Source organism: Komagataeibacter europaeus LMG 18890 (assembly GCF_000285295.1).
Taxonomy (GTDB): Bacteria; Pseudomonadota; Alphaproteobacteria; order Acetobacterales; family Acetobacteraceae; genus Komagataeibacter; species Komagataeibacter europaeus.
The window spans coordinates 19,729-45,716 of the sequence record NZ_CADP01000020.1 but is presented as its reverse complement, the minus strand read 5'-3'; the positions used below and the strand labels follow the sequence as shown (position 1 = coordinate 45,716).

Here is a 25,988-nt window from a genome sequence, read left to right as displayed (position 1 = left end):
GGTCAGAAAACTCTTGCATAACGGACAGCAACCACAGAAGAAATCCAGCATGAAGATGATATTGACCACCAGTACCAGCATGATCCCGCGCGCGAAACCACGCGGCATGATGGTGGCCATCGTGTCATTGCTGCTGACGGTCAGGCCCGAAACACATGACCCCACCCCGACAAAGAAACCGACCAGCACGAATTTCAGCGGGATGATCAGGTAGTCCCATGTGGTCATCGCACCAAGGACATTGAAGAAGAATGTCCAGACCGAGGACGTGATGGCCCCCGTGGAATGCGCAACCACAAACCCCATCAGCAGCGACACGACGGCAAAGATCATGCCCAGCGTAAAGCCGCCCAGCGTAAAGGCGAACGTACGCGGCATGACCAGCGCCAGGAACGGGTCAATGCCGCGCGCCTGCAGTGCACGCACTTCCCCACCCAGTACCATCATGCCGATTTCGGTCAGCGACAGCATGCCGCTGCGCCCCATGATGATGATGCCGACCAGGATGGGCGAAATTTCACGCACCAGGACGGAAACAAGGATCGATCCCGTCATCTGCGCCATACCAGCATAACCCAGCCAGTACGCAGCCTGTGACACCACCATCAGGCCCGTTAGCGTCGCGGTGATCACGATGCTCAGGAAACCGCCACTGACCACCTGCCGCAGGGTGGCGCGGAATTCATAGATGACCGGCCTGCGCCATGAATTGGGGCGCATGCTTTCGCGTATCGCCCCCCACCCCGCGCCAATCACCAGCAGGGCAAAGCGGACCTGATGCCGCGTCAGTCGGCCAATGGCGGCAAGCCACGGCGCAAAACGCCGCAAAAGGTGCACCAGGCGACCACCATTGTCCGGCTGGGGACCGGCCATAGGATCGGCCATGGGATCGGGCTGCGGCGCCACATGCTCAGGGGCGGGTGTTGGCGTATCGGTCATCGCCGTCCGGCCAGCACATAGGTGCGCGTCAGCCCCATGCCGGGAATGAAGAACCGGCCGCGTTCACGGAACAGGAAATACTGACGCAGGCGTTGATATACATTTTCCGAAACCTGAATCGTACCGACATCCGGCGCGCCCTGCGCCATCATCTCGGCCATGCCCATGGCATCGCCCCACAGGTTGAACGCCTGCGGGTTCTTGCCCAGCATGCCGCCAAATACCGGCCCGACATCAATGCCAATGCGGAAAACCGGATCCAGATCCGCCTTCGACAACATGGCCAGCACGTTTTCACGCATCATGAGCGCCGCATTCGCCATGTGGAACACCGCCGTCTTGTCCGGCGTGCGCGAACACCCGGCAACACATACGACGCGGTGGCCCAGCATGCGGATGGAATACAGCCCGCACTGATGGGCAATATCCTGCAGCGCGATCGCCATTTCATCGATCAGCTTGATATTGGCCGCCGGGTCATTCTGGGCCGTCATGATCATGTCGGACAGGCTGATGACCATGATGGTGACGGCAGGGTAGAACCCTTCCATCTGGCTGAGGTCCGTGGTGCCTGGCTGTCCGTTGATGGACAGCGCGCCGGGGGCGAGCAGGAAGCCCTGGCTGGTATCTTCTGGCCCCTCGCTGCCCTGGGGGGGTTCCGATTCCAGTTCCTCACGCGCCGCGGCCACCGCCGTGTAATGCTGGGCGGAGAAACGGGCCGCCGCCACGCCGGTGATCATGTCCACGAAATGATAGACCATTTCCGCCCGTGGCGCGTCTTCCAGCGTGATGACGCCAACCGGGCCGCTACTGCCCAGGATGGGATTGCAGAACAGGGATTTACTGCCAAAGGCGCGCATGTAGACACGGTAGAACGCCGTCGTGCGGTCATCGGTGGAGGCATCGGTGACGACCAGCGCGTCACCGTGGGAAACCGCGTCAAAAAAGCTCTTGAGGTCCGTGGTCGACATCTCGAACCCGCCGGAATGCACGTCCTGCTGCCGGTCATAGGAATCGATGCACATGAGCGTGTGCCCGTCATGCAGGATCCGCCATATGGCCGCCCGGCGGGCATGGGACTGGTCAGCCAGCGTCTCGGTCAGGACGAGGGCATTGTCTTCCGGGTTGAACAGTTCGGGATAGGTCGCGACCGACTGCAGGGCATGGCTTTCGTAATTGGCGACAGCCCGCGCCTGGGAGATCTGGTTGCGCAGGCGGTCCCCGCGTCGCGCCTGCAGGAACAGCAGCAGGCCAAAGCCCAGCGCCATCGTCACGACCAGAATGAAAAACAGCAGGTTCTGCCGCCCGTCCGCCATGGCGAAGCGGGAAAAATCGTCCTCGGGCGCGACCATCAGCAGCACCCAGCTATCCTTGCCCACCGGCAGGTTGGCGGTGATGGTCACATACCGCCGTCCCTTCACCTTGACGGTACGCGCGCCATAGCCATGAACGCGGTATTCATCGAACGCCTTGGTCATGACCGGGAATTTTTCCGGGTCCAGCGTCATCCTGGACGGATCGCCATGCGCCTTTGCCTGCGTTTCCTGCATGCCGTGGCCGGCAACAACATGTTCGTCCTGATCAAGCAGGATCGCGGTGCCGCTTTCACCGATTTTCAGCGAATTGAGGAAATTGTTGAGATGGTTGAGGGACATGTTGATGGCATAGACATATGTCTTGTCATCGCTGCCCTTGTACGGAACCGCAGCCGTTATGGTGACCTGCTTGGTCACCTCCACCATATACGGACGGGTCCAGACTTCCTGCCCGGCCTTGACCGTATCGGCAAACCAGCCATGCCCGCGCGGGTCATACGTGCCGGCCGGGGTCTGCCACTGCTTGAGCAGCTTGCCGTTGTCATCACGCAGTTCATGCGTGAAGATCGCCTTGGGCGTACCCACGTCATGCAGGGTCGTCAGCGCGGTCTGACCCGGCTTTTCCCCATGTTCCAGCGTACTGAAATTGCCATCGCTGTCGGCGATGTAGAAGGACTGGATCTGCGGAACGTTCCGCATCATGGTGCTGCTGTAGCCGTTGAAGATCTTCTGCTCGACCTCCGGCGCGCCATGCTCGAGCATGTCACGGGCCACGATCGCCCCGGCAGAGGCGGGCATAAGGAAGGAACTGACTTCCTTGGCGACATAATCCTGCTGGCTGACCAGCAGGTCATGCGTCAGGGTCAGCGCACCGGTCCGGACGGTCCGGTAGGAATGCCACCCCACCCCGGCAATGACGGCAATGACCGAAACCACACCGGCCACGGGAATGCCGATATGAAAAAGGAAGCGCCGGAACTGGTCGGAAGGGGCAATCGTGGGATCGACAATCTCGTCCGTGGACAATGCTCTCTTCCTGTTTCAATACAATCAGGTACGGCTAATGAATACAGACTAGCCCAAATGCACCACCGGGGCCACTCCATTTGTTACATACCGCCCATTCAGCGCAGCCACAACGGGTCGGACAGGCGGCTGACAAAGGCCTGATGGGCTTCCAGTTCTGCCGCATCGGGCCTGACACGCACACTGACATGCCCGTCTGGCCGCACATAGGTATAGGTTGCGATGCCGCCGCCGCCTTCATCCACCGACAGGCTCAGCCCGCGCTGCCTGCCCCCGGTCAGTTCCAGATAGACCGCGGCCAGCAACCGGCAGTCCAGCAGCGCGTTATGGGTCGTGCGTTCCGACAGGTCGATGGAAAAGCGGCGGCACAGCGCATCAAGGCTGTTGGGCATGCCGGGAAAACGCTCACGCGCCATATCCAGCGTATCGACCATGCGCCCCATATCCAGTTCGGGCAGCCGCGCACGCGCCAGTTCGGCATTCAGGAAGCCGAAATCGAAGCGGGCATTATGCGCGATCAGGGGATCATTGCCGATGAATTCAAGAAATTCGGGCGCGACCTGCGCAAATTTCGGCTTCCCTTCCAGATCGGCGCGGGTAAAGCCATGCACGCGCGACGCTTCTTCGGGCACATCACGTTCAGGGTCGATCAGGACACGGAAGCTGCGCCCGGTGGGCAGGTCGCCAACCAGTTCAAGGGCTGCGATTTCAATGACGCGATCGCCCTTCAGCGGATCCAGCCCGGTGGTTTCCGTATCGAACAGGATGGTGCGTTTCATGCAGGTTTCCCTCCGGCCGCAGCCCATGCGGCTGGACTTCCCTCGCGCATTGCATGCAGCAAACGCCTGACCTGCCGCACCGTTTCATGACGTGACAGGCCGGTTTCGATAACCACATCAGCCCGCCGCCGCCGCACGGCATCGGGCATCTGCCGGGCGATGACGGCATCAATCTGGGCCGGTGTCATCCGGCCGCGTCGCAGCACGCGCTGGCGCTGCAGGGAAGCGGGCGCGCTGACCACCGCCACCCGGTCACATATCCGCTGCGCCCCGGTTTCGAACAGAAGCGGGATATCCAGTACCACCCACCGACAGCCGTCACGCCGGGCACGCTGCACGAAACGCTCGCGCGCCCGGCGCACCAGCGGATGGATGATTGCCTCCAGCCCCTGCATGACGGCCGGATCGGACAGCGCCGCCTGCCGCAGCACCGCACGATCCAGCACGCCATCGCGCACCGAACCGGGCACCAGCCGCCCGATGCCGGGCAGCGCCGCCCCATGCGGGGCCTGCAGGGCTGCGACGGTGGCGTCGGCATCGAACAGCCGTATGCCCGCGCGCTTCAGCAGGGCCGCCGTCGTGGACTTGCCCATGCCGATCCCGCCGGTCAGCCCCAGTATGCGCATGGAAGACCCCGTTCAGCCAGCATGCGCGCGATGCAGGTCTGCATCCAGAACGGCCTCGACCCCGGGGCCGATATCCGGCGTCGCGCCAAACCATTTTTCAAATCCCAGACCAGCCTGGTGGATCAGCATGCCCAGTCCATCGACCGTGCGCAGCCCATGGCTGGCCGCCTGCTGGAGCAAGGCGGTCTGGCGCGGAACATAGACAATGTCGCATACGACCAGCCCCGCATCCGCCCGGGCCAGATCCAGCGGAAAGACGGCATCCGCCCCCCCATTCATGCCGATGGACGTGGTGTTGACCAGAAACCGGCACGACGGCAGCACGTCGCCCGCCTGCGCCCAGTCAATGACCGTGATGCCCGCCAGTGACGCGGCCAGCGCATCGGCCCGCGCACGGGTGCGGTTGGCCACCACCACATCCACCCCCCGGTCCAGCAGGCTTGCGGCGATGGCGCGCGCGGCCCCACCTGCGCCCAGCAGCAGGGCGCGGCCACCTGTGACGGGGATTCCATGCGCCTGCACATTGGCCACGAATCCGTCGCCATCGGTGGAATAGCCCTCAATCCGGCCATCGGGCGCGAAGACCAGCGTATTGACCGACCCCGAACGCCGTGCCGAACGGTCCAGACGGCCGTGTTCCTCCACGATCCGGTAGGCCGATTCCTTGTGCGGGATGGTCACGTTCACGCCACGGAATCCTGCCGCCTGCAGGCCGCGGACCGCGACATCAAACGAACCCGGCGCCACAGGCAGCGGCACGTACGCCCCGTTGATCCCGCGCTGTTCCAGCCAGAAATTATGCATGAGCGGCGAGCGCGAATGCGCCACCGGCCAGCCGATCACCCCGGCCAGCAGGGTATGGCCGTCAATGCGTGGCCTGCGTTCCATTGTCTTCAATCCATCAGATGCAGTGTGTTTGCCAGGCGCGTGCGGGGCCGCTAGTGCCTGAAATCTTCCCATGCCTGCGGCAGCACGCGCGCAAGGCGGTCGGCCCATTCCGTCTGCCCCTGTTCCGTTGCGATCAGGTCCTGGCGTATCTCGATTTCCAGATAGGGCACGCCGCGCCCTTCGGCATGGACGGGCACGGTATAGTCGCTGACATCCGTCAGGGCATAGGGTTCGTTGCTGCCGACCACCAGTCCGTCTTCCGCCGCCAGCAGGTCACGCACCCGCAGGCCGAAAGCAGGGTTGCGGTTATGCAGCACGCCCGTATGCCATGGCCGCGCCGTGCCGTTCATGAAATCGGTAAAGCTGTGCAGGGATACCAGCACGACGGGCAGCCCGGCCTCCAGCCGTGTCGAGATCTCCCGGCTGATCCGGTCATGGTAGGGCAGGAAGATTTCCTCCACCCGCCTGCCTTCTTCCGCCGCCGTGATGTCGATATTGGCCGGAACGCGCGTCCCGTCGCTTTCGCGCACAATGGAAGTCGGGTGCCCCGGCGCGCGGTTGCAGTCGATCACCAGACGGGAATAGGCCTGTTCAATCAGCACGCAGTCCAGAGTCCGCGCCAGCATCCGCCCGGTTTCGGCCATGCCCAGGTCACAGGCGATATGCCGCGCGTGATCGGCCGCACTGACGCCCATGTCCCCCAGCGTGGCGGGCACGCTGCGCCCGGCATGGTCGCTGACCAGTACGAATGGCAGGCCGGGCGGCGGCATGACGCCATCAAGCGCGGACCTGCCGTACTGGATGACGGGAGCCGAATCATCCTGCGTCAGCAACCGTAATGGCTCCTGCGCAAGGGCTGTATGCTGCATTGTGCGGGACATCCTGTGCCATGGGCGGGGTTCGCACCCGATATTACAGATCCCGCTGCATGAGTGAAAGACCCCCCGCCACAACCCGCCATATGGCGGCCGCAGGGGGCACGGGAACGATTGTATCTGCAGCGGCAGATGGGTAGGGTGCGCGGCATGTGATGGCATTACGCCACGCCGTATCAGACACAATCCTTTTCACACTTGGGGTAGCTGGAACACAGGATGCCGGGGAACGCAAAAACGCTGACGGATCAGGACGCGCAGAAGGCGAACGCACAGTGGGGCGGGCGCTTTGCCGGGGGACCGGCGGCGATCATGCAGGACATCAATGCCTCGATCGGTTTTGACAGGGCCCTGTGGCGGCAGGACATCGCGGGGTCGAAGGCCCATGCCGCCATGCTGGCGAAAACCGGCATCATTTCCGAAGATGATGCCCGCGCCATTACCGAAGGGCTGGACCAGATCGGGCGGGAAATCACGGCCGGCACCTTTGAATTCAGCACCGCACTTGAAGATATTCACATGAATATCGAAGCCCGCCTGTCCGACCGGATTGGCGAGGCGGGCAAGCGCCTGCACACCGCACGGTCGCGCAATGACCAGGTGGCGACCGATTTCCGCCTGTGGGTGCGTGACGCGATCGACGGGCTGGACCAGCAGGCGGCCTCCCTCATGCGCGCGCTGGCGCGGCGGGCGGCGGAACATGCCGCGACCCCCATGCCCGGCTTCACCCACCTGCAGACCGCGCAGCCCGTGACATTTGGCCACCACCTGATGGCCTATGTGGAAATGCTGGCCCGTGACCGGGGCAGGCTGGCCGATGCGCGGCGCAGGCTCAATGAATCCCCGCTGGGGTCGGCCGCACTTGCGGGCACGTCCTTTCCCATCGACCGGGACATGACGGCAAGGGCGCTGGGCTTCGACCGCCCCACCGCCAATTCGCTCGATGCCGTGTCAGACCGTGATTTCGCGCTGGAATACCTTTCCGCGCTATCCATCATGGCCGTCCACCTGTCGCGGCTGGCGGAAGAGATCGTGATCTGGTGTTCCGCCCCCTTTTCCTTCATCCGCCTGTCCGATGCGTTCACCACCGGCTCCTCCATCATGCCGCAGAAGCGCAACCCGGATGCAGCCGAGCTGGTCCGCGCCAAGGGCGGCCGCATTACCGGCGCGCTGGTGGGGCTGCTGACGGTGATGAAGGGCCTGCCGCTGGCCTATGCCAAGGACATGCAGGAAGACAAGGAACCCGTCTTCGCCGCGACCGATGCCGCCGCCCTCAGCCTTGCGGCCATGGATGGCATGATCCGCGACCTCAGCATCAATGCGGATCAGATGCGCGCCTATGCCGGGTCCGGTTTTTCCACCGCCACCGACCTTGCGGACTGGCTGGTGCGGGTGCTGAAGGTGCCCTTCCGCACCGCCCACCATGTCACCGGCCGCCTGGTCGGCAAGGCGGAGGCGAAGGGCGTGGGGCTGGCCGACCTGACGCTGGAGGACATGCAGGCGGAGGAACCGGGCATCACCGCCGACATCTTCACGGTGCTGGATGTCGATTCCTCCATCGCCTCGCGCACAAGCCACGGCGGCACGGCGGCGCAGAACGTACGCGCGCAGGCCCAGCGCTGGCTGGATGCCCTTGGGACAGGAGAAAGCGGCAAATGAACATTCACCCCTCCCCGCGCGGACGCGCCATCATGCTGCTGACGCTGGCGGGCCTGGTCATCGCCTCCTCGCTGGGGGCATGCGGGCGTATTGGCTCCCCACGCCAGCCTTCCAACTCCCGGGCCTATTACACGACCTATCCCAGCCCCGATCGCTGACGGATCAGGTCAGGCTGTCCGGCCCGAAACTGTCGGGCAGCAGGTCCGCCAGCGTGCGGACCAGCAGGACCGTCCCCCCGGCCGAAACCATGGAGACAGGCGTTTCGGGGGCTGCGAATTCCCTGATTTTCTGCCTGCATCCCCCACATGGCGTGCAGGGGGCATCCGTCCCCCCGCAGACCACGACGCGATGGATCTGGCGCCCGCCCCGCGCCACCATGGCGGCGATGGCGCCGGCTTCGGCGCAGGTACCTTCGGGATAGGCCGCGTTTTCGACGTTGCATCCGGCGAATATCCGGCCATCCGCCGTCTCTACCGCCGCACCGACCGGAAAGCGCGAATACGGCGCGTAAGCCCGCAGGCGCACGTCAATGGCGGCCTGCACCAGGGGGTCGTTGTTCATAGCGGTCTGTCCTTCCTGTTCTTTCCTGCGTCAAGCACCTTGGAAGCGACGGGGCAAGGCGGTATCGTGCGCACATCATGGCTGATGCTTCCCCTACCTGTCCCGGACAGGATCCATCCGTTGCCGACCTTCTGGCCGGCCGTCCGGCGCTGTCCATGCATGCCATGGACGGACTTGTGCTGGAAGACGTGCCCCTCAACGCCATTGCCGACGCGCTTGGCACGCCCACATGGGTCATGAGCGCCGGCACCCTGCGCGCGCGCTACCGCAGGCTTGCCACGGCCCTTGCCGCAACAGACCGGCCGGTTTCCATTCACTTCGCCGTCAAGGCCAATGACCACCTGGCCGTGCTGCGCGTGCTGGCGGCCGAAGGGGCCGGGGCGGACGTGGTCAGTGGCGGCGAACTGCGCCGCGCCATGATGGCGGGCATCCCGGCGGAAAAAATCGTCTTTTCCGGTGTTGGCAAGAGCCTTGAGGAAATGCGCCTCGCCCTGCAGGCGGGCATTGCGCAGATCAATGTCGAAAGTGCGGAGGAACTTGAACTCCTCTCCGCCGTGGCGGAAGCCGAAGGGCAGGAGGCCCGCATCGCCCTGCGCATCAACCCCGATGTCGATGCCGGCACCCACGCCAAGATCACCACCGGACTCGCCACCAACAAATTCGGCATTCCCTATGACCGCGCGGTTGAACTTTATGCCCGCGCCGCCACTTTACCGGGTATCCGGCCCGTCGGGCTGGCAATGCATATCGGCAGCCAGATCGTACGCATGCAGCCCTACCGTACCGCCTATGCCAGACTTGCCGACCTTGTACGGGCCATCCGCGCGCGTGGACTGACGGTCGAGGCACTGGATTGCGGCGGGGGTCTGGGCATTTCCTACCGTGATGAAACCGAAGGCGCGCCCGAAGCCCTTGCCGCCGCCATCCATGCCGAACTGGGCGACCTGGGCACGCGGCTGGCCGTTGAACCGGGGCGCTGGCTGGCCGGTCCCGCGGGCGTGCTGCTGTCTACCGTGATCCTGCGCAAGCAGGGATATGACGGCATGCCGCCGTTCCTTGTGCTGGATGCCGCGATGAATGACCTCATGCGTCCCAGCCTGTATGACGCATGGCATGGCATCATCCCGCTTTCCGCCAAAACCGCTGCTGCCGCCACCGAGCAGGTGCATGTTGTGGGGCCGGTCTGTGAAAGCGGTGATACTTTCGGCCATGACCGCACCCTGCCGCATATGGACGCGGGGTCGCGACTGGCGCTGCTGGATTGCGGGGCGTATGGCATGGTCATGAGTTCCACCTACAACGCCCGCCCACTTGCAGCACAGGTCATGGTGGATGGCGCCCGCTGGTCCGTCATCCGCGAACGCCAGCAGGTCGAGGACCTGTGGGCTGACGATCGTGTTCCCGACTGGGTTGAGAAGACCCTTCTCCCCGCTGGCGGAGGCCTATGACAGCCGGGCAGGACATTACCCAGCCCGGCGGCAGCCTGCCGCAACGCCTGGCCCGCGCACGCCAGCAAGCGCGTCGTGCGCTGTGGGTGGAACAGCTGTGGCCGCTCATGCTGCCCACGGCTGATGCCGCCATGGGCGTTGCGCTGCTGGGGCTTGGGCGCCTGCCCCAGCATATGCCCGACAGCCTGCATGCCCTCCTCCTGGCAGGTATTGCAGGCGGGACAGCCTATGCCACATGGCGGCAGTGGCGCGGCATCCATGCCCCCACCGCATCCGAAACCGACCGTCGGGTGGAACAGGCATCCGGCCTGACCGGTCAGCCGCTGCGCACGTTGCATGACCGGCCCGCCAATACCCTCACGCCTGAAATCACCTATCTGTGGCAGGTCCACCTGCATCGCACCACGGCGGCGCTGGGCCGCCTGCGGGGCGGATGGCCACGCCCCCGCCTGAAGGGCGCCACAGGGTGGGCCGCCACGCCGGTCCTTGCCGTGCTTCTGGCGGGTGGCATGATGTGGACAGGCGACCATGCCGCAAGCCGGGTGACGGCGGCGTTCCTGCCCGGCATGGATGATGCCGATACCCCCGCCCCGCAGATCAATGCATGGATCACCATGCCCGACTATGCGCCCGGCGCGCCGGTCTTCCTGGACGCGACGCATACCAGTGCGACCGTTCCCGCAGGCGCGCGACTGGCCATTACACTGAACGGGCTGAATGGCCGTCCCGCCCTGCGCATGCGTGCCAGCGGACCGCAGCCCGCCATCGGCCCGCATGATTTTCACGCTCTGGGCAATGCCAGCTGGAATGCGCAGGCCACCCTTCTTGCCAGCGGCACGCTGCGCCTGCGCGGTCGCGGACGCACGCTGGGACAATGGACGCTGCACGTCACGCCCAACCCCGCGCCAGAAGTCGCATGGGGCAAGGACCCGGGCAGCCATGAAGGCGAATGGCGCACCCGCCTGCCCTATCATGTGGCCCAGCCATACGGCATCGCATCAATGCATGCGGAACTGGTCATGCCGGACAGTCCACGCGACGTCCTGACCGTCCCGATCCCGCTGAACGGCCACCCCAGCGTGGCGGATGACGTGGCCACGCCCGACCTGTCGCAAAACCCGTGGGCGGGGGAAGACGTGACCGCCCGCCTGGTCGCCAGCAGCACCAGCGGCATGACAGCGACCTCCGCCCCGATCCGGCTGCGCATGGGCGCGCGGCCTTTCAACAACCCGTTGGCCAAGGCGGTTCTGGATATCCGCAAGCGCGTGGCCCTGCACCGTGAAAACCGCGCACAGGCGGCGCGCGAACTGCTGGCGCTGGGTCAGGCCGATACCATGCTGACCCATCATGTCGGCCTGTTGCTGGCGCTGACCAGTGTTGCCGCCGTGCTTGGGGATGCGGATGACGTAACCGATGATTACGCCATTACGCAGGCCACCGGACGGCTGTGGTTCCTTGCGCTGGATATCGAACACAACCGGCGGGACATAGATAACGAACAGGCTGATTTTGGCGTGCAGGCAGCACAGGACGCCGTGCGCGAACAGCTGGAGCACATGCGTGAGATGGGCCCCAAGGGTCAGGGGCCGGAACAGCAGGCCGAACTGCAGCACCGCATGCAGGCGCTGAAGGACGCGATTTCGCGCAAGATGCAGGCGCTGGCGCAACAGGCCATGCGCGATCATTCCGCCATTCCCGCCATTCCCGAAATGACATCGCGCGGTGAACAGAACATGGCGCAGATGATGCAGCAGTTGCAGGATGACGCCGCCAATGGCCGCGATGCCGATGCCATGCAGAAGCTGCAGCAGATGGAGGACATGGCCAACGGCATCCGCAACGCCACCCCGCAGGACATGATGCAGCTGGCCCAGCAGATGCAGGCCCGCCAGCAGGCCAGGGAACTGCGCCGCGCGCTGCGCGACCTGGTCAGCCGCCAGTCCCGGTTGCTGGACCACGCCCAGTCGCGCATGGACCAGACCCAGCGCCAGCAGGAACGTGACGCCGCCAGCCGCCAGACCGATATGGATGAAGATGGCGGCGACCTGTCATCCATGTCCACCGCCGACCTGCTGCGCCAGCTTGGCATTACGCCGTCGGGCAGCGCGCCTCAGCCACAGGCCGGCGCCACGCCACCGCCGGAAAGCATGACGCCCGAAGCCCACACCGCACAGCAGCATGCCGACCGGGCCGTGCAGCATGCCCTGTCGCGCGCCCTGCATGAACTGCAGCGCGAATTCAAGCAGGCCAGCGGCAAGGACATGCCGGCGCTGGACAAGGCGCAGACGGACATGAAGGCCGTGCGCGCGGCCCTTGGCGCGGGCAAGGACCCTGATGCGGCGGCGGCCGAGAAAAAGGTTCTGGCCGACCTGCAGCAGGGCGACCAGCAGATGCGCCAGTCCATGCGCAGCCAGAACGCGCATGGCGGCATGACCGTATTCCTGCCCATGCTGTCACAGGACAATGGCAAGGGCAGCCATGGCAGCGGTGGCAACCAACCCGGCGGACAGGATGACGATGACGACACCGACCAGCAGGCCGAAGGCAAGGGTGATCGTGACCCGCTGGGCCGCAAGACCGGCGGCACCCACGCGGGCATGGACAATGATACCCATGTGCCAGACAACGCCAGCCGCGAACGCGCGCGCGAGATTGAACAGGAACTGCGCCGCCGCGACGCCGACCGTACCCGCCCGCCGGAAGAACTGGAATATCTCGACCGCCTGCTCCGCGCTTTCTGACGCGGCCGCGACGTTCATGGCATGAATTGACCAGACGGATTGTACCAAGAAATTTTTGGCGAAGCTTTTTTCAACAAGCGTCAGGAAATCCTACCTTCCTGAAAAAGGCAGTATCCGGAACGCCTGTCCCCTGCGGCGCACGCATGGATCACATGCCGTGACGTGGAATGTCGTATCCCGGCATCAGGACGTCACTTGCGTCTCCCCTTACCCGACGCTTATCCGACCTGCATGGCGGCGCGCACACCAGCACGACAGGCCCCTGATGGCGTGAACCTATTACATGGCAACCTGAATGCCCGGGCGGCACGACAGCCGCCATGTCATGTGCCCGGGCGGATCACTGCCGCGCCGTCAGGTCAGGCGTCACTGACCTGACCATCCTGCCGGACGGGAATGGCGCGGGTGACGGGTGCGGTGGCAAGGTCGATGGCGTCGTAGGATGGTGGACTGTTGGGTGTATCTTCCCCATCCTGCGGCAGAAGCTGGGCGTCGGGCAGTTCACCCTTGTTACGGGCCTGTGCCATACGTTCCAGATTCTCGCCAATGCGGGGATAGTCTTCCACCAGCTTGCGGAAGTCACGCGCGCTCATCGTCATGAAATGTCCGAACTGCAGGGAACGGCTGGTCGCTGTGACACGCTCGTCCTTCAACGCTTCCTCCCCACCCAGAACCGCACCGGCGCCAAAGCGCACGTCATGCTTGGGGTAATGGGTTTCAGCCAGTCCCGCGCTGATGAAATAGACCGTGCGCACCTTCTGACCCTTGCGGTACAGCCGCTCGCCGGGGGATGAAAAGTGGATGGACATCTTCATCGCGATATCATGCAGCACGCCATCGGCCATCCCCTCGAACAGGGGAAAATTATGGATGCGGCTTTCGATCCCGGCACGGATATTGAATTTCAGCCTGAAATCCAGCTGTTCGCGCCGGTGTTCCACATCGCGATGCAATTCACGGTGCAGTTCCTCGCTCAACAGCGATTCGGACATCAGCGTGTCGTATTTTTCTTCTTCCAGACGCAGCGCAATCTGACGCAGCATGCGGTTTTCCAGCGCCTCGGAATAGCCGTGGTAATGCAGGCGCAGGGTCTGTAGTGCCTCGTCCAGCAGCTTGCACTGCCGCCCCAGCACTTCCCCCACGATTTCACTGATACGCGTGCCCAGCGTCGGCTCCATGCGCTGGCGCATGAAACGGGTCAGTGACAGGGAAACGAAATAGCCGATCATCAGCATCTCGAACCGCTCCATCATGCAGTACATGAGGGGCGTGTCGAAATTGAAGCGATGATGGATCACCTGCGCCACACGGAAACGCAGCGATGGACGCAACCTGCGGCGCAGGGCGCGGACATAGCCAAAGCGTCCTTCCAGCCGTGCGCCATCCACCATGGCCTCGGCCGAGCGCAGCAGCGTTTCCATCACACGGCGCGACAGCCCCTGTATGCGGAACAGGTCCAGCAGGATGGAACGCTCCCGGTTGGCAACGACAATCAGCGCCAGTGTGACGCGCTGCCGGTCACCCAGGGCAGTGTCAAAGGTATTGTCCTGTTCTTCCGAATGGACGCGGCGGTCGATCACTTCCACCACCGTATTGGTGACATTGGTGGAAAAGCCCAGCTCTCCCGCGACTTCGCGCGTCTGGTCACGGACTTCACCCAGTCCGATGGCAAGGATCTGGTGACGTAGCGCCTGGTAAATCAGCGGCAGCTGGTCCAGTTTGAGGAACAGCACCAGGTACCGCAGCGACATCCCGTTCACGAACAGGGTGATCAGCACGAACCCCGTGGCGATAATGCCGATGAAGTGGGCGATGCTGCTCGAAACATGTTCGTTTTCCGTCACGGCCAGCGCCAGCGCCAGCGTAATGGCGCCACGCAGCCCGCCCCATACCATCGTGACCTTGAACGGGGTCGGCACGGGCGGCGACAGCTTGGTCGCGGCAAGGATGGGCAGCATGCCGAACACCACCGCCCCACGCGCCAGCAATCCGGCGCCGGCGGCCAGCAGGATCAGCACGCAGTCCCATTTGGTCATGCCCACCAGCAGGCGCGGCACCAGCATGGACGCCAGCACGAACACCAATGACCAGGCCCAGAAGACAAGCTGCTGCCATAGCTCGTTCAGGAATCGCCAGGTCTGGGGCCGGAAGGTGGAGGGGCCGTAGATCGAAATCGTCAGGCCGGATGCCGCCGTGGCCACCACACCGGAAAAGCCCAGGAATTCATCGCACACGATATAGGACAGGTATGGCAGCGCCACCGTCAGAGTGACCTCGGCCGCGGGTGCCGCCCCCAGCGCCGGAATGACCATAAGCGTCAGGCGGCCAAACACGATGCCGATGATCAGCGCGCCGATGAAGGAGACAAGGAACTCCAGCACCGCGCCACCCAGCATGATCTTGTGATGCGAGGTAATGGAGCCAAGCAGGATGGTGAAAATGGAAATGGCGGCCGCGTCATTCAGCAGCGCCTCGCCTTCCACCAGCCGGGTCAGGCGGCTTGCGGCGCCAATTTCCTTGAATATCCCTGCCACGGCCGAAGGGTCGGTCGTCGCCACGATGGAACCAAGCAGCAGGCACACCGCCAGCGGCATGCCGGCAAAGGGATACAGCGCAAAGCCGATGGCCGCGGTCGAGACCGCCACCGCCACCACTGCCAGCAGGAGCACGGTCGCGGTTTCATGCGCCAGCCTGCGCACATCAATGCCCAGTGCCCCCTGGAATACCAGTATGGGCAGGAAAATCAGCAGGAACGCTTCGCTGTTAAGCGGGAAATCCAGCAGCGTCTGTGCCGCGCCATTGAATATTTCCAGATGGGAATTGCGCAGAACAAGGTCGGCCGCCCCCCCGATCACGATGCCCACAATGGCCAGCAGGACGGTTTCGGACAGTTCCAGACGGCGGGCAAGCGGCTGGACCGCGCTGACCACGACAAGCAGCACGGCAATCGCCATCAGAATTGCTGCCAGACCCGCTATCTCCATTCAAAATCCCCGACTTCCGGCCATATTGTACTTACAGGCCGATCCTAATGGCTGACCATGAACAGATTATGTCCACCGCGTTTCAGATCAACAGAATCTGGCTTATAAGACCAACATCTGGCTGTAAAAGACGTTCCTTCATACATTCACATGTTGCGTATCAATAATGCCACACCAACGTTGCATCAACAACACATGATGCATCACATTATGTTCCAGTATTTCACACCCTGACCACATGGTCAGTGGCGGCCAGCCATGCCCTGACCTGTGCCTGCGGGTCCGGCATGCGAATGAAATCGGACACGGCCGAGACACAGTCCGCCCCCGCCGCGATACACTGCGGCGCGCGGGCAAGCGTAATCCCCCCGATGGCGACAAGCGGGATATCGCCAATGCGCCGCTTCCACACCGACAGTTTTTCCGTACCCTGCGGCCCCCAGGGCATTTTCTTCAGTTTCGTGGGCCAGACAGGTCCCAGCGCCACGTAATCGGGGGCGACCGACAGCGCACGGTCCAGTTCAGCATCACTATGCGTGCTGACCCCCAGTTTCAGCCCCGCCGCGCGGATGGCAGGCAGGTCTGCCGTATCCAGATCCTCCTGCCCCAGATGGATGAAATCCACCCCTTCCTCGATCGCCATCCGCCAGTAATCGTTCAGCACAAGGCAGACATCGTGCGCACGGGCCAGCCGGATGCCTTCACGGACCGCACGGCGCAGGTCATCGTCCGCCATGTCCTTGAGACGCAACTGGATCAGCCGCGCGCCCGCCTGCCCCAGACTGCCGACCCAGTGCGCCGCGTCCACGACCGGGTAGATACGTGACGGAAGCGCCGTGGTCATAGCACGGCCTGCCCGATCACGGGGGTGGAGGGCACGGCCATGTCACGTTCCTCCATCGGGTCGGCGATATAGGCCATGCGGCCCGCTTCCACCGCCATGGCGAAGGCGCGCGCCATTTCCGCGGGGTTGCCTGCCTTGGCCACCGCCGTATTGATCAGCACCGCGTCATAACCCAGTTCCATTGCCTGCGCCGCATGGGATGGCACGCCAATCCCGGCATCAACCACCATGGGCACATCGGGGAAATGCGCCCGCAATGCCCGCAGGCCGAACAGGTTGTTCAGTCCCTTGCCCGACCCGATGGGCGCGCCCCACGGCATCAGTACCTCGCACCCCGCGCGCAGCAGGCGTTCCGCACCGACCAGATCCTCGGTCATGTAGGGAAAGACCCTGAACCCGTCTTCCGTCAGGATGCGGGCGGCCTCGACCAGCGCGAACATGTCGGGCTGCAGGGTATCGGATTCCCCGATCACCTCCAGCTTGATCCAGTCCGTTCCGAATACCTCACGCGCCATCTGCGCCGTGGTTACCGCTTCACGCACGGTATGACAGCCCGCCGTGTTGGGCAGGACGGGTACGTCGAGTTCCCGGATCAGCGCCCAGAACGCCTGTCCCGCGCGTGTGCCGGCGGCCTCGCGCCGGAGCGAGACGGTGACCACCCCCGCCCCGGCCCGGCGCACGGCATCCGCCAGTATTTCGGGGGATGGGTACTGCGCCGTGCCCAGCATCAGGCGTGACGCCAGTTCAGTGCCGTAAAAAAGGGTCATTGCGGTTATCCTCCCTGCATGGGGGCCAGAATTTCCACCTGTGCCCCGTCATGCAGGGGGTGGGTCGCGCGCCGGCTGGCCGCGACAAAGCAGCCATCCACCGCCGTCGCAACGCGGGCGGTTGCATCATAACCCAGTTCATCAAGCAACGCCGCCAGGCTTGCTGCCGTCACGTCATGGTGTTCGCCGTTCACCTGAATCTGCATGTCCGTATTCCCCTTGTGGCAGGTTCAGCCCCTGCCAAACACGATGTCGGCCGCCTCGGCCGCGCGAACGGGTGAAAGCAGGAAACCATGGCGATACATGCCGTTGATATGGATATGCCGCCCCGACTGCCTGACGGCTGGCATGTTGTCTGGATAGGACGGACGCAGGCCGGTGCCGGTTTCCAGTATCTCGGCTTCCCCGAACGCGGGATGCAGGGCATAGACCGCACCCAGCATTTCCACCATTGAACGCAGGGTCATGGGACCGGCGTTCTCGCTTTCGATCATGGTCGCCCCCACCATGTACACATGGCCCGCACGCGGCACGATGTAGATGGGAATGCGCGGATGCAGCATGCGCACCGGACGATGCAGCGTGACATCGGGACAGCGCAGCAGCAGCATTTCCCCGCGCACCCCGCGCATGTCCACCATCTGGTCGCGGGCCGCGATGCCGGTGCAGTCCACCACCCAGTCATAGCCTGCCGTGCTGGCGTCAGCCGGCACGTTGAAATGCAGGCTGCCCCCCAGTTCAACCAATCGTGCCGCCAGCGCCTGCAGGGCGTCGCGCGGGTTGACGTGCCCTTCACCCGCGAAGAACAGCGCACGGGAAAAACGGTCGGCAAGGTCGGGTTCCAGTTGCGCGATCTCGCCTTCGCCAATCGTGGAAAAATGCGAAGTCCTGCGCGCGAAGCGCATGATTTCACGCACGTCACGCGGCGGCGCCAGCACAAGGGTGCCATTGCGGTCCACGCCGGGAACATGCTGGTCCCACCAGTCGAGGGAGGCAAGGGACTGCGCGGTGACATCCGGGGTCGCGGATTCAGCCTCGCACCAGGGCGCCAGCATGCCGCCAGCCTTCCATGACGCCCCCCAGCCCACGCGACCGCCACATTCATGCACGCTGACCCGCGCGCCCCGTTCGGCCAGGGTGACCGCCGCCGTCAGGCCCGACACACCAGCGCCACGCACAAGGACGGACGGTCCCGCCCCGTGGGGGATTGCCGTTTGTGCTGCCATGTGCGTCGTATCCCCTGTACGGTTATCTGTATCTAGTGGTGATTGTGCCGGTTATGCCTGACGTGTCTATTCAACAGTCACGGATTTGGCGAGGTTGCGCGGCTGGTCCACATCCGTCCCCTTCAGCAGCGCGACTTCATAGGCCAGGATCTGCACCGGGATGGTCTGCAGGATCGGGGCCACGAATTCATCCACTGTCGGAATCGCCACCACGCATTCCGCGATTTCACGCAGGCGCGGTGCCCCCGCCATGTCCGTGAACACCAGCAGGCGGCCGCCACGGGCCCTGGCTTCCTGCAGGTTGGACAGCGTTTTTTCAAACAGGGGGCCAGACGGCACGGTGGCCACCACCGGCACCGTGTTGTCGATCAGTGAAATCGGACCATGCTTCATCTCGCCCGCGGCATAGGCTTCGGCGTGGATATACGTGATTTCCTTGAGCTTCAGCGCCCCCTCGAGTGCCACGGGGAACATCGCCCCACGACCGAGGTAGAGCACGTCGCGCGCATCCGCCACGATGGTGGCCATGCGGCGGATTTCGTCATGGCGTTCAAATACCTCGGTCGCCTTGCTGGGCAGGTCAAGCAGGTTGGTCACCATGCTTTCTTCCTGTGCCGGACCGATCAGTCCGCGCGCACGGCCCAGGGCAATGGTCAGGCACGCAAGGACGGAAAGCTGCGCGGTAAAGGCCTTGGTGCTGGCGACCGATATTTCCGGCCCCGCCACGGTGCCCAGCACGGCGTCGCTTTCACGTGCCATCGTGCTCTGTTCAACATTCAGCACCGAGACGATATGCTGCCCCGCCTCACGCATGCCGCGCAGGGCGGCCAGCGTGTCCGCCGTCTCGCCCGACTGGGAAATCAGCAGCCCAAGCCCGCCCCTGGTCAACGGCGGGTTACGGTAACGCATCTCGCTCGCCACATCGATATCGACCGGCAGGCGCGCATACTGCTCGATCCAGTACCGCCCGATCATCCCGGCATAGAAAGCCGACCCGCAGGCCGTCAGCACCACACGCTGCACGGCGGCCAGATCGAACGGCAGGTCCGGCATGACGACGCGCCGGGTGGCCGGGTCGATCAGGCGCTGCAGGGTCTGCCCGATCACGACGGGATGTTCGTGCAGTTCCTTTTCCATATAATGCCGGTAGCCGTCCTTGCCGACCGATGCCGCGATCAGCGCGGTCAGCCTGACCGGGCGTTCGACAGGGTTGCCCGCCATGTCAAAGAACGCGGCGCCCGCAGGCGTAATCACGGTCCAGTCCCCGTCATCCAGATAGGCGATGCGGCGCGTCAGCGGCGCCAGCGCCAGGCTGTCGGAACCGAGGAACATCTCGTTATCACCAAAGCCCACCACCAGCGGCGCGCCATGCCGCGCGCCAATGACCATGCCATCGTGACCCGCGAAGATCATGGCCAGCGCGTAGGCGCCTTCCAGCCGCTTGAGGCATTCATGTGCCGCCTCCCGCGGGGAAAGGCCGCGCTGCAGGTGGTAATCGACCAGTTGCGCGATCGTCTCGCTGTCCGTATCGGTCGAGAAGACCTGCCCTGCCGCCTCCAGTTCGTGGCGCAGTTCCTCGAAATTCTCGATAATGCCGTTATGGACGACCGATACGCGTTCCGTCCCGTGGGGGTGGGCATTGTTTTCGGTGGGCGCGCCATGCGTGGCCCAGCGCGTATGGCCAATGCCGGTAACACCCGGCAGCGGCATGCGCGCCAGAAGCGTGGCCAGGTGGTCCAGCTTGCCCGCCGCGCGCCGACGTTCGACATGGCCTTCTTCCAGCGTGGCGATACCCGCGGAATCATAGCCACGATATTCCAGCCTGCGCAGGGCGTCCAGAATAACCGGCGTGGCCTGATTGCTGCCAACAACCCCTACAATGCCACACATCAGCCCCGTTCCTTCCTGTTCTTCAGCCGTTCGCGAAACGATGCGGCATGTCCTGCCCTGTTGGTCTGCCGTGCCCGGCCAATGGCCATGGCATCATCGGGCACGTCATGGGTAATCACGCTGCCTGCCGCGGTAATGACACCGCTGCCCACCCGCACGGGGGCGACCAGCACCGAATCCGAGCCAATGAAACTGCCCGCGCCGATTTCGGTGCGGTGCTTGAACACACCGTCATAATTGCAGGTTATGGTGCCCGCGCCGATATTGGCCCCGCTGCCCACCGTGGCGTTGCCCAGATAGGTCAGGTGACTGGCCTTGGCCCCTGCCCCCAGTGTCGTGGCCTTGATTTCCACGAAATTGCCCACGCGCGCCTTTGCCCCCACATCGCTGCCGGGACGCAGGCGGGCATAGGGACCGATCTGCGCATCCGGGCCGATGATTGCCCCTTCAACGTGCGAAAAGGCATGGATTTCCGCGCCACTTTTCACATGCACGCCGGGGCCGAACACCACGTTGGGATGCACCACCGTATCGGGTTCCAGCACGGTATCGGCACACAGGAAGACGGTACCGGGGGCAACAAGCGTGGTGCCGCCATCCATCGCCGCCTGACGCAGCCGCGCCTGCACGCAGGCTTCCGCCTGTGCCAGTTCGGCGCGGGAATTGATGCCGCGCAGTTCATCTTCCGGCGCCACGACCGCGCGCACGCTGCGCCCATCGGCCACGGCGCGGGCCACCACATCGCCCAGATAATACTCACCCTGTGCGTTGTCGTTATTGATTTCATCCAGCCAGCGGCGGAAATCAGCGGCATCGGCACACAGCACGCCGGCATTGCACAGCCGGACTGCCCGCTCCGCCGGGGTGGCGTCCGCCCATTCCACGATCCGTTCAACCTGCCCGTCATGCGCCACTACACGCCCATAACGCGCCGGATCGGCCGGTTCCATCGCCAGCAGGGCAAGGCCGGTGTCATCGCGGCGACGCTGTTCCAGCAGGGCGCGCATCGTGTCGGGCGTGATCAAAGGGTTATCGCCATACAGGACCGCAACATCACCATCGCCAAACAGGGCCTCGGCCTGACGTGCGGCATGGCCTGTACCCAGGCGGTCCTGCTGCACCACGACCTGATGCGCGGCGGCAAGGGCCGCGACATCATCCATGTCCGGCCCCACGACCACGACAATACGGTCAAAGACCCGGGCCGCGTTATCCAGAAGGTAACGCAGCATGGGCTGCCCCGCCAGCGGGTGCATGACCTTGGGCCGCTGCGATTTCATGCGCGTGCCACGACCCGCGGCCAGTATGACAGCGGTCGACAGGGCGCGTGCGGGGGCGGATACTGCGGTATCGGTCTGGGTATTCATGGCAGTGTGCGGGTACTCCGCCCCTGCGCACCCTGTCAAACCCTTATGCGTGCGCGATACCATCACTTAGAATTTCCGATTGCTACTTCATTCACAGACTCAAAGGCGTTCATGATGACCTCTCTCCCGCCCCGTCTTGCCGTTTTTGACATGGACGGCACGCTGATCGACAGCCTTCCCGATCTTGCGGCCTGCGCCAACCGGCTTCTGGCGCATTACGGCCTGCCGTCCATAGCAACGGAACAGGTCCGCCCCATGATTGGCGATGGCGTGGCGATGCTGGTCAGCCGCCTGCTGGTCCATGCCGGATCCGCCGCCACGGGCATTGATGCAGCCGAAGCAACCAGGCGCTACATGGCCGATTACACGCCCCATTCAACCGATCTGTCCCGCCCCTTTCCCGGCACCATCGGCATGCTGGAAGACCTGCGGGCAGCAGGGTGGCAGATGGCCGTCTGCACCAACAAGCCCGTCGCCGCCGCGCGCCACATATTGCAGGTCCTTGATCTGGAAAAATGGTTCGTGGCCGTGGGCGGGGGCGACAGCTTCAGCGTGCGCAAGCCCGACCCGCGCCACCTGCTGGGCACGATTGAAATGGCGCATGGCAGTCCGACGCGCGCAATCATGACCGGCGACCATCATAACGACATGGCCACGGCCATCGGCGCGCATGTCCCCGCCATTTTCGCCCGCTGGGGCTATGGTCGCCCCGAAATGGAAGCGGGTGCCACGGTCGGCGCCGATTCCATTTCCGAGATCCCCCATCTGGCCGCTGAACTGGTGCCAGCGTAACCGGTCAGACGTCGAGGTTGGCAACCTTCAGCGCGTTGCCAACAATGAAGTCGCGGCGGGGTTCGACCACATCCCCCATAAGGGTGGAAAAGACCTGCGCCGCGTTTTCCACATCACCCACCTTGACCTGCAGCAGGGTGCGCATGGCCGGGTCCAGCGTGGTTTCCCACAGCTGTTCGTCATTCATTTCCCCCAGCCCCTTGAACCGGTTGATGGACAGTCCCTTGCGACCCTGCGCCAGAATCCGTTCATACAGCGACGCCGGCCCGTTAAAGGGCTGGGGCTGCCCGTCAATCACCAGTTGCACCGGCCCCGTGAAATCAGCCACCAGACGGTCATGGCGATCAGCCAGCCAGCGCACTTCCGCGCTACGCAGCGCCAAGGTCTCAAGGCGGTAGACCTCGCCTACCCCACGCACGCTGCGGGCCATTTCCAGGCCGCTGTCACTGGCGGCAACCTTCCACCCGCGTTCCGTGGGCGCAGACACCGCATCCAGCCGCGCCTGCAGGTCCACGATCCGTTCCGGCACCGCCTGCGGGTCGGCCCGCAGCGCACCCGCGATTGCCGCCTGTTCCAGAATCCAGACCGGCACCCGCGCCGACAGGCGCGACAGTGCGCGGGTCACGTCACGGATGAACATCACGTCGGACCGCATGGCCTCGCCCTCGACCTCGCGCCCGTCGGCATAACGCAGCGTGGCATTGGCCAATGCCTTGTCCAGCAGGTAGGATTCCAGTGCCGCATCATCCTTCAGGTACCGTTCTTCATTGCCACGCTTGGCGCGGTACAGCGGCGGCTGGGCGATATACAGGTACCCGTTTTCAATCAGTTCGGGCATCTGCCGGAAGAAGAAGGTCAGCAGCAGCGTGCGGATATGCGATCCATCCACGTCGGCGTCAGTCATGATGACGATGCGGTGGTAACGCAGCTTTTCGATGGAAAAGCCGCCATGTTCCACGTCGCCCCGGCCAATGCCGGTGCCCAGTGCGGTAATCAGCGTCCCGATTTCGGCCGACCCCAGCATACGGTCGAACCGCGCGCGTTCGACATTCAGGATCTTGCCCTTCAGTGGCAGGATGGCCTGGAACCGCCGGTCACGGCCCTGCTTGGCGGTACCGCCTGCCGAGTCACCCTCAACGATAAACAGTTCGGACTTTGCCGGATCGCGTTCCTGACAGTCGGCCAGCTTTCCCGGCAGGGAGGAGATGTCCAGTACCCCCTTGCGCCGCGTCAGTTCACGCGCGCGCCGCGCCGCCTCACGCGCGGCGGCCGCATCCATCACCTTCGCCACGATGTGGCGGGCTTCCTTGGGATGGGTTTCGAACCAGTGGGAAATCATGTCGGCAGCCGCCGCATGCACCACCGGCTGCACTTCGGAGGAGACCAGCTTGTCCTTGGTCTGTGACGAGAATTTGGGATCCGGCACCTTGACCGACAGCACGGCCGTCAGGCCTTCGCGCATGTCCTCGCCATTCAGGGCGTGGCTGTCTTTCTTGCTGGCGTTGGCTTCGGCATAGCGACCGACCACGCGGGTCAGCGCCTGACGGAAACCGGCCAGGTGCGAACCGCCGTCGCGCTGGGGAATGTTGTTGGTGAAGCACAGCATGGTTTCATGGAAGCTGTCGTTCCATGTCAGGGCGAATTCGACCTTGATGCCGTTTTCTTCATTCTGCAGGCTGCCGGTAATCGGCGGTTCGACAATAGCGTTCTTGCCCTGATCCAGCCATTCGACAAAGGCGCACAGGCCGCCTTCGTAATGAAACTTCTCCTCCCGCGCCGGGGTATGGCGTTCGTCACGCAGGACGATCTTCAACCCGGAATTGAGGAAGGCCAGTTCACGCAGGCGGCGTTCGAGAATCGGGAATTCGAATTCCACTTTGGCAAATGTCTCGGCGCTGGGCTTGAACGTGACCTGCGTGCCGGTCGGGTCGCTGCTTTCCCCCACCACGCGCAGCGCCTCATCCCGCTCACCCGCGCGGAAGCGAATCACGTGTTCCTTGCCATCACGCCAGATACGGACTTCCATCCATTCCGACAGCGCGTTGACCACGGCGGCACCCACGCCGTGCAGGCCGCCCGATACCTTGTAGGAATTCTGGTTGAACTTGCCACCCGCATGCAGCTTGGTCAGCACGACTTCGGCCGCACTTACCCCTTCTTCATGGTGCATGTCGGTCGGAATGCCGCGCCCGTCGTCACGCACGCTGACGCTGCCGTCCCCATTGAGGGTCACGATGCAGGTGGTGGCAAAGCCTGCCTGTGCCTCATCCACGGCGTTATCGATGATTTCGAACGCCATGTGGTGCAGGCCCGACCCGTCATCGGTATCGCCGATATACATGCCGGGGCGCTTGCGTACCGCGTCCAGCCCCCGAAGAACCGAGATGGATGCCGCATCATAGTCCGCAGCGGGTGTCACGCCCCCCACGGCCTCGGCATCGTGTTTCTGATCGGGACTGGATTGATCGGACATGCCGGCAGATGCTCCACAGCGGATAACAACAAAATAACAGAATGCATTATAGCCTGAACCACCCGGCGGAACCAGCATTCCCCACCGAAATCATGCACGTGGTGCAAGATTGCCCTCGCCGGGCGTCACGAATTCGGCAATCTGGCGCAACGGGGCGAACTGTTCATTATCCGTTCCGGTCAGGAACACCCCGGTATCCATCCGCCCGATGGCCTGAAACAAGGCCGCACGCCGCACATCATCCAGATGCACCAGCGGCTCATCCAGCAACAGCATCGGCATCTGTCCCCGGCAGGCGGCCAGAATACGGGCATGTGACAGGACAATACCCAGCAGCAGCGCCTTCTGCTGGCCCGTGCTGGACTGGCTGGCCGGGCGCAGGCTCAGCCGGTCGGCCATGCGCAGGTCGGTCCGGTGCGCGCCAAGGCGGCTCCCCCCGCGCTGAGAGTCGATTGCGCGTGTCCCCGCGATCTGTTCCGCCAGCCAGTCTTCCACCGCCAGCGCCGGCATTTCGCGCAGCCGGCCGGCAATCGGGCAATCCAGTTCCAGCCACGCAGCGGGAAAGCCATCGGCCACCGCCTGTTCATCCGCATTCAGGCGCGCCACCATATCCACCCGGGCGGCAACCGCGGCCACGGCATGACGGGCCATGGTGCGTTCAAGGGCGTTCAGCCACCCCCCGTCCGCCCCACGTTGCGCCAGCAGGCGGCTGCGCTGCATCATGGTGCGGTCATGGGCCGCCAGTTCGCGCGCATGGCCGGGTTCAAGCGCCAGCACCAGCCGGTCC

The 25,988-nt window shown here is 64.1% G+C and carries 20 protein-coding genes and 1 pseudogene; 5 read left to right on the top strand and 16 right to left on the bottom strand.

What is annotated here, in order from left to right; translation table 11 throughout:
• The 6 genes from GEU01_RS22520 to GEU01_RS08570 form a co-directional block, all read right to left on the bottom strand.
• A partial coding sequence (locus GEU01_RS22520; protein ID WP_019085747.1) for an MlaE family ABC transporter permease occupies positions 1-939 on the bottom strand: 939 nt, incomplete at its 3' end.
• Positions 936-3,281, bottom strand: a complete 2,346-nt coding sequence (locus GEU01_RS08590; protein ID WP_010509750.1) for an adenylate/guanylate cyclase domain-containing protein — start codon at positions 3,279-3,281, stop codon at positions 936-938. The genes GEU01_RS08590 and GEU01_RS22520, both read right to left, overlap by 4 nt.
• Before the next feature lie 98 nt (positions 3,282-3,379).
• Positions 3,380-4,060, bottom strand: a complete 681-nt coding sequence (gene dnaQ / locus GEU01_RS08585; protein ID WP_010509752.1) for a DNA polymerase III subunit epsilon — start codon at positions 4,058-4,060, stop codon at positions 3,380-3,382.
• Positions 4,057-4,686, bottom strand: a complete 630-nt coding sequence (gene coaE / locus GEU01_RS08580; RefSeq protein WP_019085746.1) for a dephospho-CoA kinase — start codon at positions 4,684-4,686, stop codon at positions 4,057-4,059. Before coaE ends, dnaQ begins: the two co-directional genes overlap by 4 nt.
• 12 nt (positions 4,687-4,698) lie before the next feature.
• Positions 4,699-5,574, bottom strand: a complete 876-nt coding sequence (locus GEU01_RS08575; RefSeq protein WP_019085745.1) for a shikimate dehydrogenase — start codon at positions 5,572-5,574, stop codon at positions 4,699-4,701.
• 50 nt (positions 5,575-5,624) lie between these two features.
• Positions 5,625-6,443: an N-formylglutamate amidohydrolase gene (locus GEU01_RS08570; RefSeq protein WP_019085744.1), complete on the bottom strand. Its 819-nt coding sequence runs from the start codon at positions 6,441-6,443 to the stop codon at positions 5,625-5,627.
• Between the two features lie 225 nt (positions 6,444-6,668).
• Here GEU01_RS08570 and argH point away from each other — a divergent pair, with 225 nt between their 5' ends.
• Complete coding sequence (gene argH, locus GEU01_RS08565; RefSeq protein WP_019085743.1) at positions 6,669-8,108, top strand: argininosuccinate lyase; 1,440 nt, start codon at positions 6,669-6,671, stop codon at positions 8,106-8,108.
• Positions 8,105-8,266, top strand: coding sequence for a hypothetical protein (locus GEU01_RS26215; RefSeq protein ID WP_010509762.1), 162 nt, complete (start codon positions 8,105-8,107; stop codon positions 8,264-8,266). Before argH ends, GEU01_RS26215 begins: the two co-directional genes overlap by 4 nt.
• A 4-nt stretch (positions 8,267-8,270) precedes the next feature.
• Here the strand turns inward: GEU01_RS26215 and GEU01_RS08555 are convergent, their stop codons facing one another.
• Positions 8,271-8,669 (bottom strand): cytidine deaminase, encoded by a 399-nt coding sequence (locus tag GEU01_RS08555; protein ID WP_010509764.1) that lies wholly within the window; start codon positions 8,667-8,669, stop codon positions 8,271-8,273.
• A 77-nt stretch (positions 8,670-8,746) separates the two neighbouring features.
• Here GEU01_RS08555 and lysA point away from each other — a divergent pair, with 77 nt between their 5' ends.
• Together lysA and GEU01_RS08545 are read left to right on the top strand one after the other, a co-directional pair.
• Positions 8,747-10,117 (top strand): diaminopimelate decarboxylase, encoded by a 1,371-nt coding sequence (gene lysA, locus GEU01_RS08550; protein ID WP_019085742.1) that lies wholly within the window; start codon positions 8,747-8,749, stop codon positions 10,115-10,117.
• Positions 10,114-12,858: a DUF4175 domain-containing protein gene (locus GEU01_RS08545; protein ID WP_019085741.1), complete on the top strand. Its 2,745-nt coding sequence runs from the start codon at positions 10,114-10,116 to the stop codon at positions 12,856-12,858. Before lysA ends, GEU01_RS08545 begins: the two co-directional genes overlap by 4 nt.
• 359 nt (positions 12,859-13,217) lie before the next feature.
• Here the strand turns inward: GEU01_RS08545 and GEU01_RS08540 are convergent, their stop codons facing one another.
• The 7 genes from GEU01_RS08540 to glmU form a co-directional block, all read right to left on the bottom strand.
• Positions 13,218-15,842 (bottom strand): cation:proton antiporter, encoded by a 2,625-nt coding sequence (locus GEU01_RS08540; protein WP_019085740.1) that lies wholly within the window; start codon positions 15,840-15,842, stop codon positions 13,218-13,220.
• Positions 15,843-16,065: 223 nt separating this feature from the next.
• The gene (locus tag GEU01_RS08535; protein ID WP_019085739.1) at positions 16,066-16,686 is read right to left on the bottom strand and encodes a thiamine phosphate synthase; all 621 of its coding nucleotides are present in this window, start codon (positions 16,684-16,686) and stop codon (positions 16,066-16,068) included.
• On the bottom strand, positions 16,683-17,453 hold the full coding sequence (locus GEU01_RS08530) for a thiazole synthase (RefSeq protein WP_010509781.1): 771 nt from the start codon (positions 17,451-17,453) through the stop codon (positions 16,683-16,685). Before GEU01_RS08530 ends, GEU01_RS08535 begins: the two co-directional genes overlap by 4 nt.
• 5 nt (positions 17,454-17,458) lie before the next feature.
• Entirely contained in the window at positions 17,459-17,659 is a 201-nt protein-coding gene (gene thiS, locus GEU01_RS08525; RefSeq protein ID WP_010509782.1) for a sulfur carrier protein ThiS, read from the bottom strand.
• Positions 17,660-17,683: 24 nt separating this feature from the next.
• Positions 17,684-18,679: a glycine oxidase ThiO gene (gene thiO / locus GEU01_RS08520; protein ID WP_019085738.1), complete on the bottom strand. Its 996-nt coding sequence runs from the start codon at positions 18,677-18,679 to the stop codon at positions 17,684-17,686.
• 66 nt (positions 18,680-18,745) lie between these two features.
• On the bottom strand, positions 18,746-20,569 hold the full coding sequence (gene glmS, locus GEU01_RS08515; RefSeq protein ID WP_010509784.1) for a glutamine--fructose-6-phosphate transaminase (isomerizing): 1,824 nt from the start codon (positions 20,567-20,569) through the stop codon (positions 18,746-18,748).
• On the bottom strand, positions 20,569-21,936 hold the full coding sequence (glmU, locus tag GEU01_RS08510) for a bifunctional UDP-N-acetylglucosamine diphosphorylase/glucosamine-1-phosphate N-acetyltransferase GlmU (protein ID WP_019085737.1): 1,368 nt from the start codon (positions 21,934-21,936) through the stop codon (positions 20,569-20,571). Before glmU ends, glmS begins: the two co-directional genes overlap by 1 nt.
• Positions 21,937-22,047: 111 nt before the next feature.
• On the opposite strand from glmU, the gene gph reads away from it, so the two are divergent.
• Positions 22,048-22,728 carry a phosphoglycolate phosphatase gene (gph, locus tag GEU01_RS08505; RefSeq protein WP_026018603.1) on the top strand — a complete coding sequence of 227 codons (681 nt, stop codon included), beginning with the start codon at positions 22,048-22,050 and terminating at the stop codon, positions 22,726-22,728.
• Positions 22,729-22,732: 4 nt separating this feature from the next.
• On the opposite strand, the gene gyrB is transcribed toward gph, so the two are convergent.
• Positions 22,733-25,201, bottom strand: coding sequence for a DNA topoisomerase (ATP-hydrolyzing) subunit B (gyrB, locus tag GEU01_RS08500; RefSeq protein ID WP_042710818.1), 2,469 nt, complete (start codon positions 25,199-25,201; stop codon positions 22,733-22,735).
• Positions 25,202-25,291: 90 nt separating this feature from the next.
• A pseudogene (locus GEU01_RS27755) lies at positions 25,292-25,988 on the bottom strand (DNA replication/repair protein RecF); the annotation flags it as partial.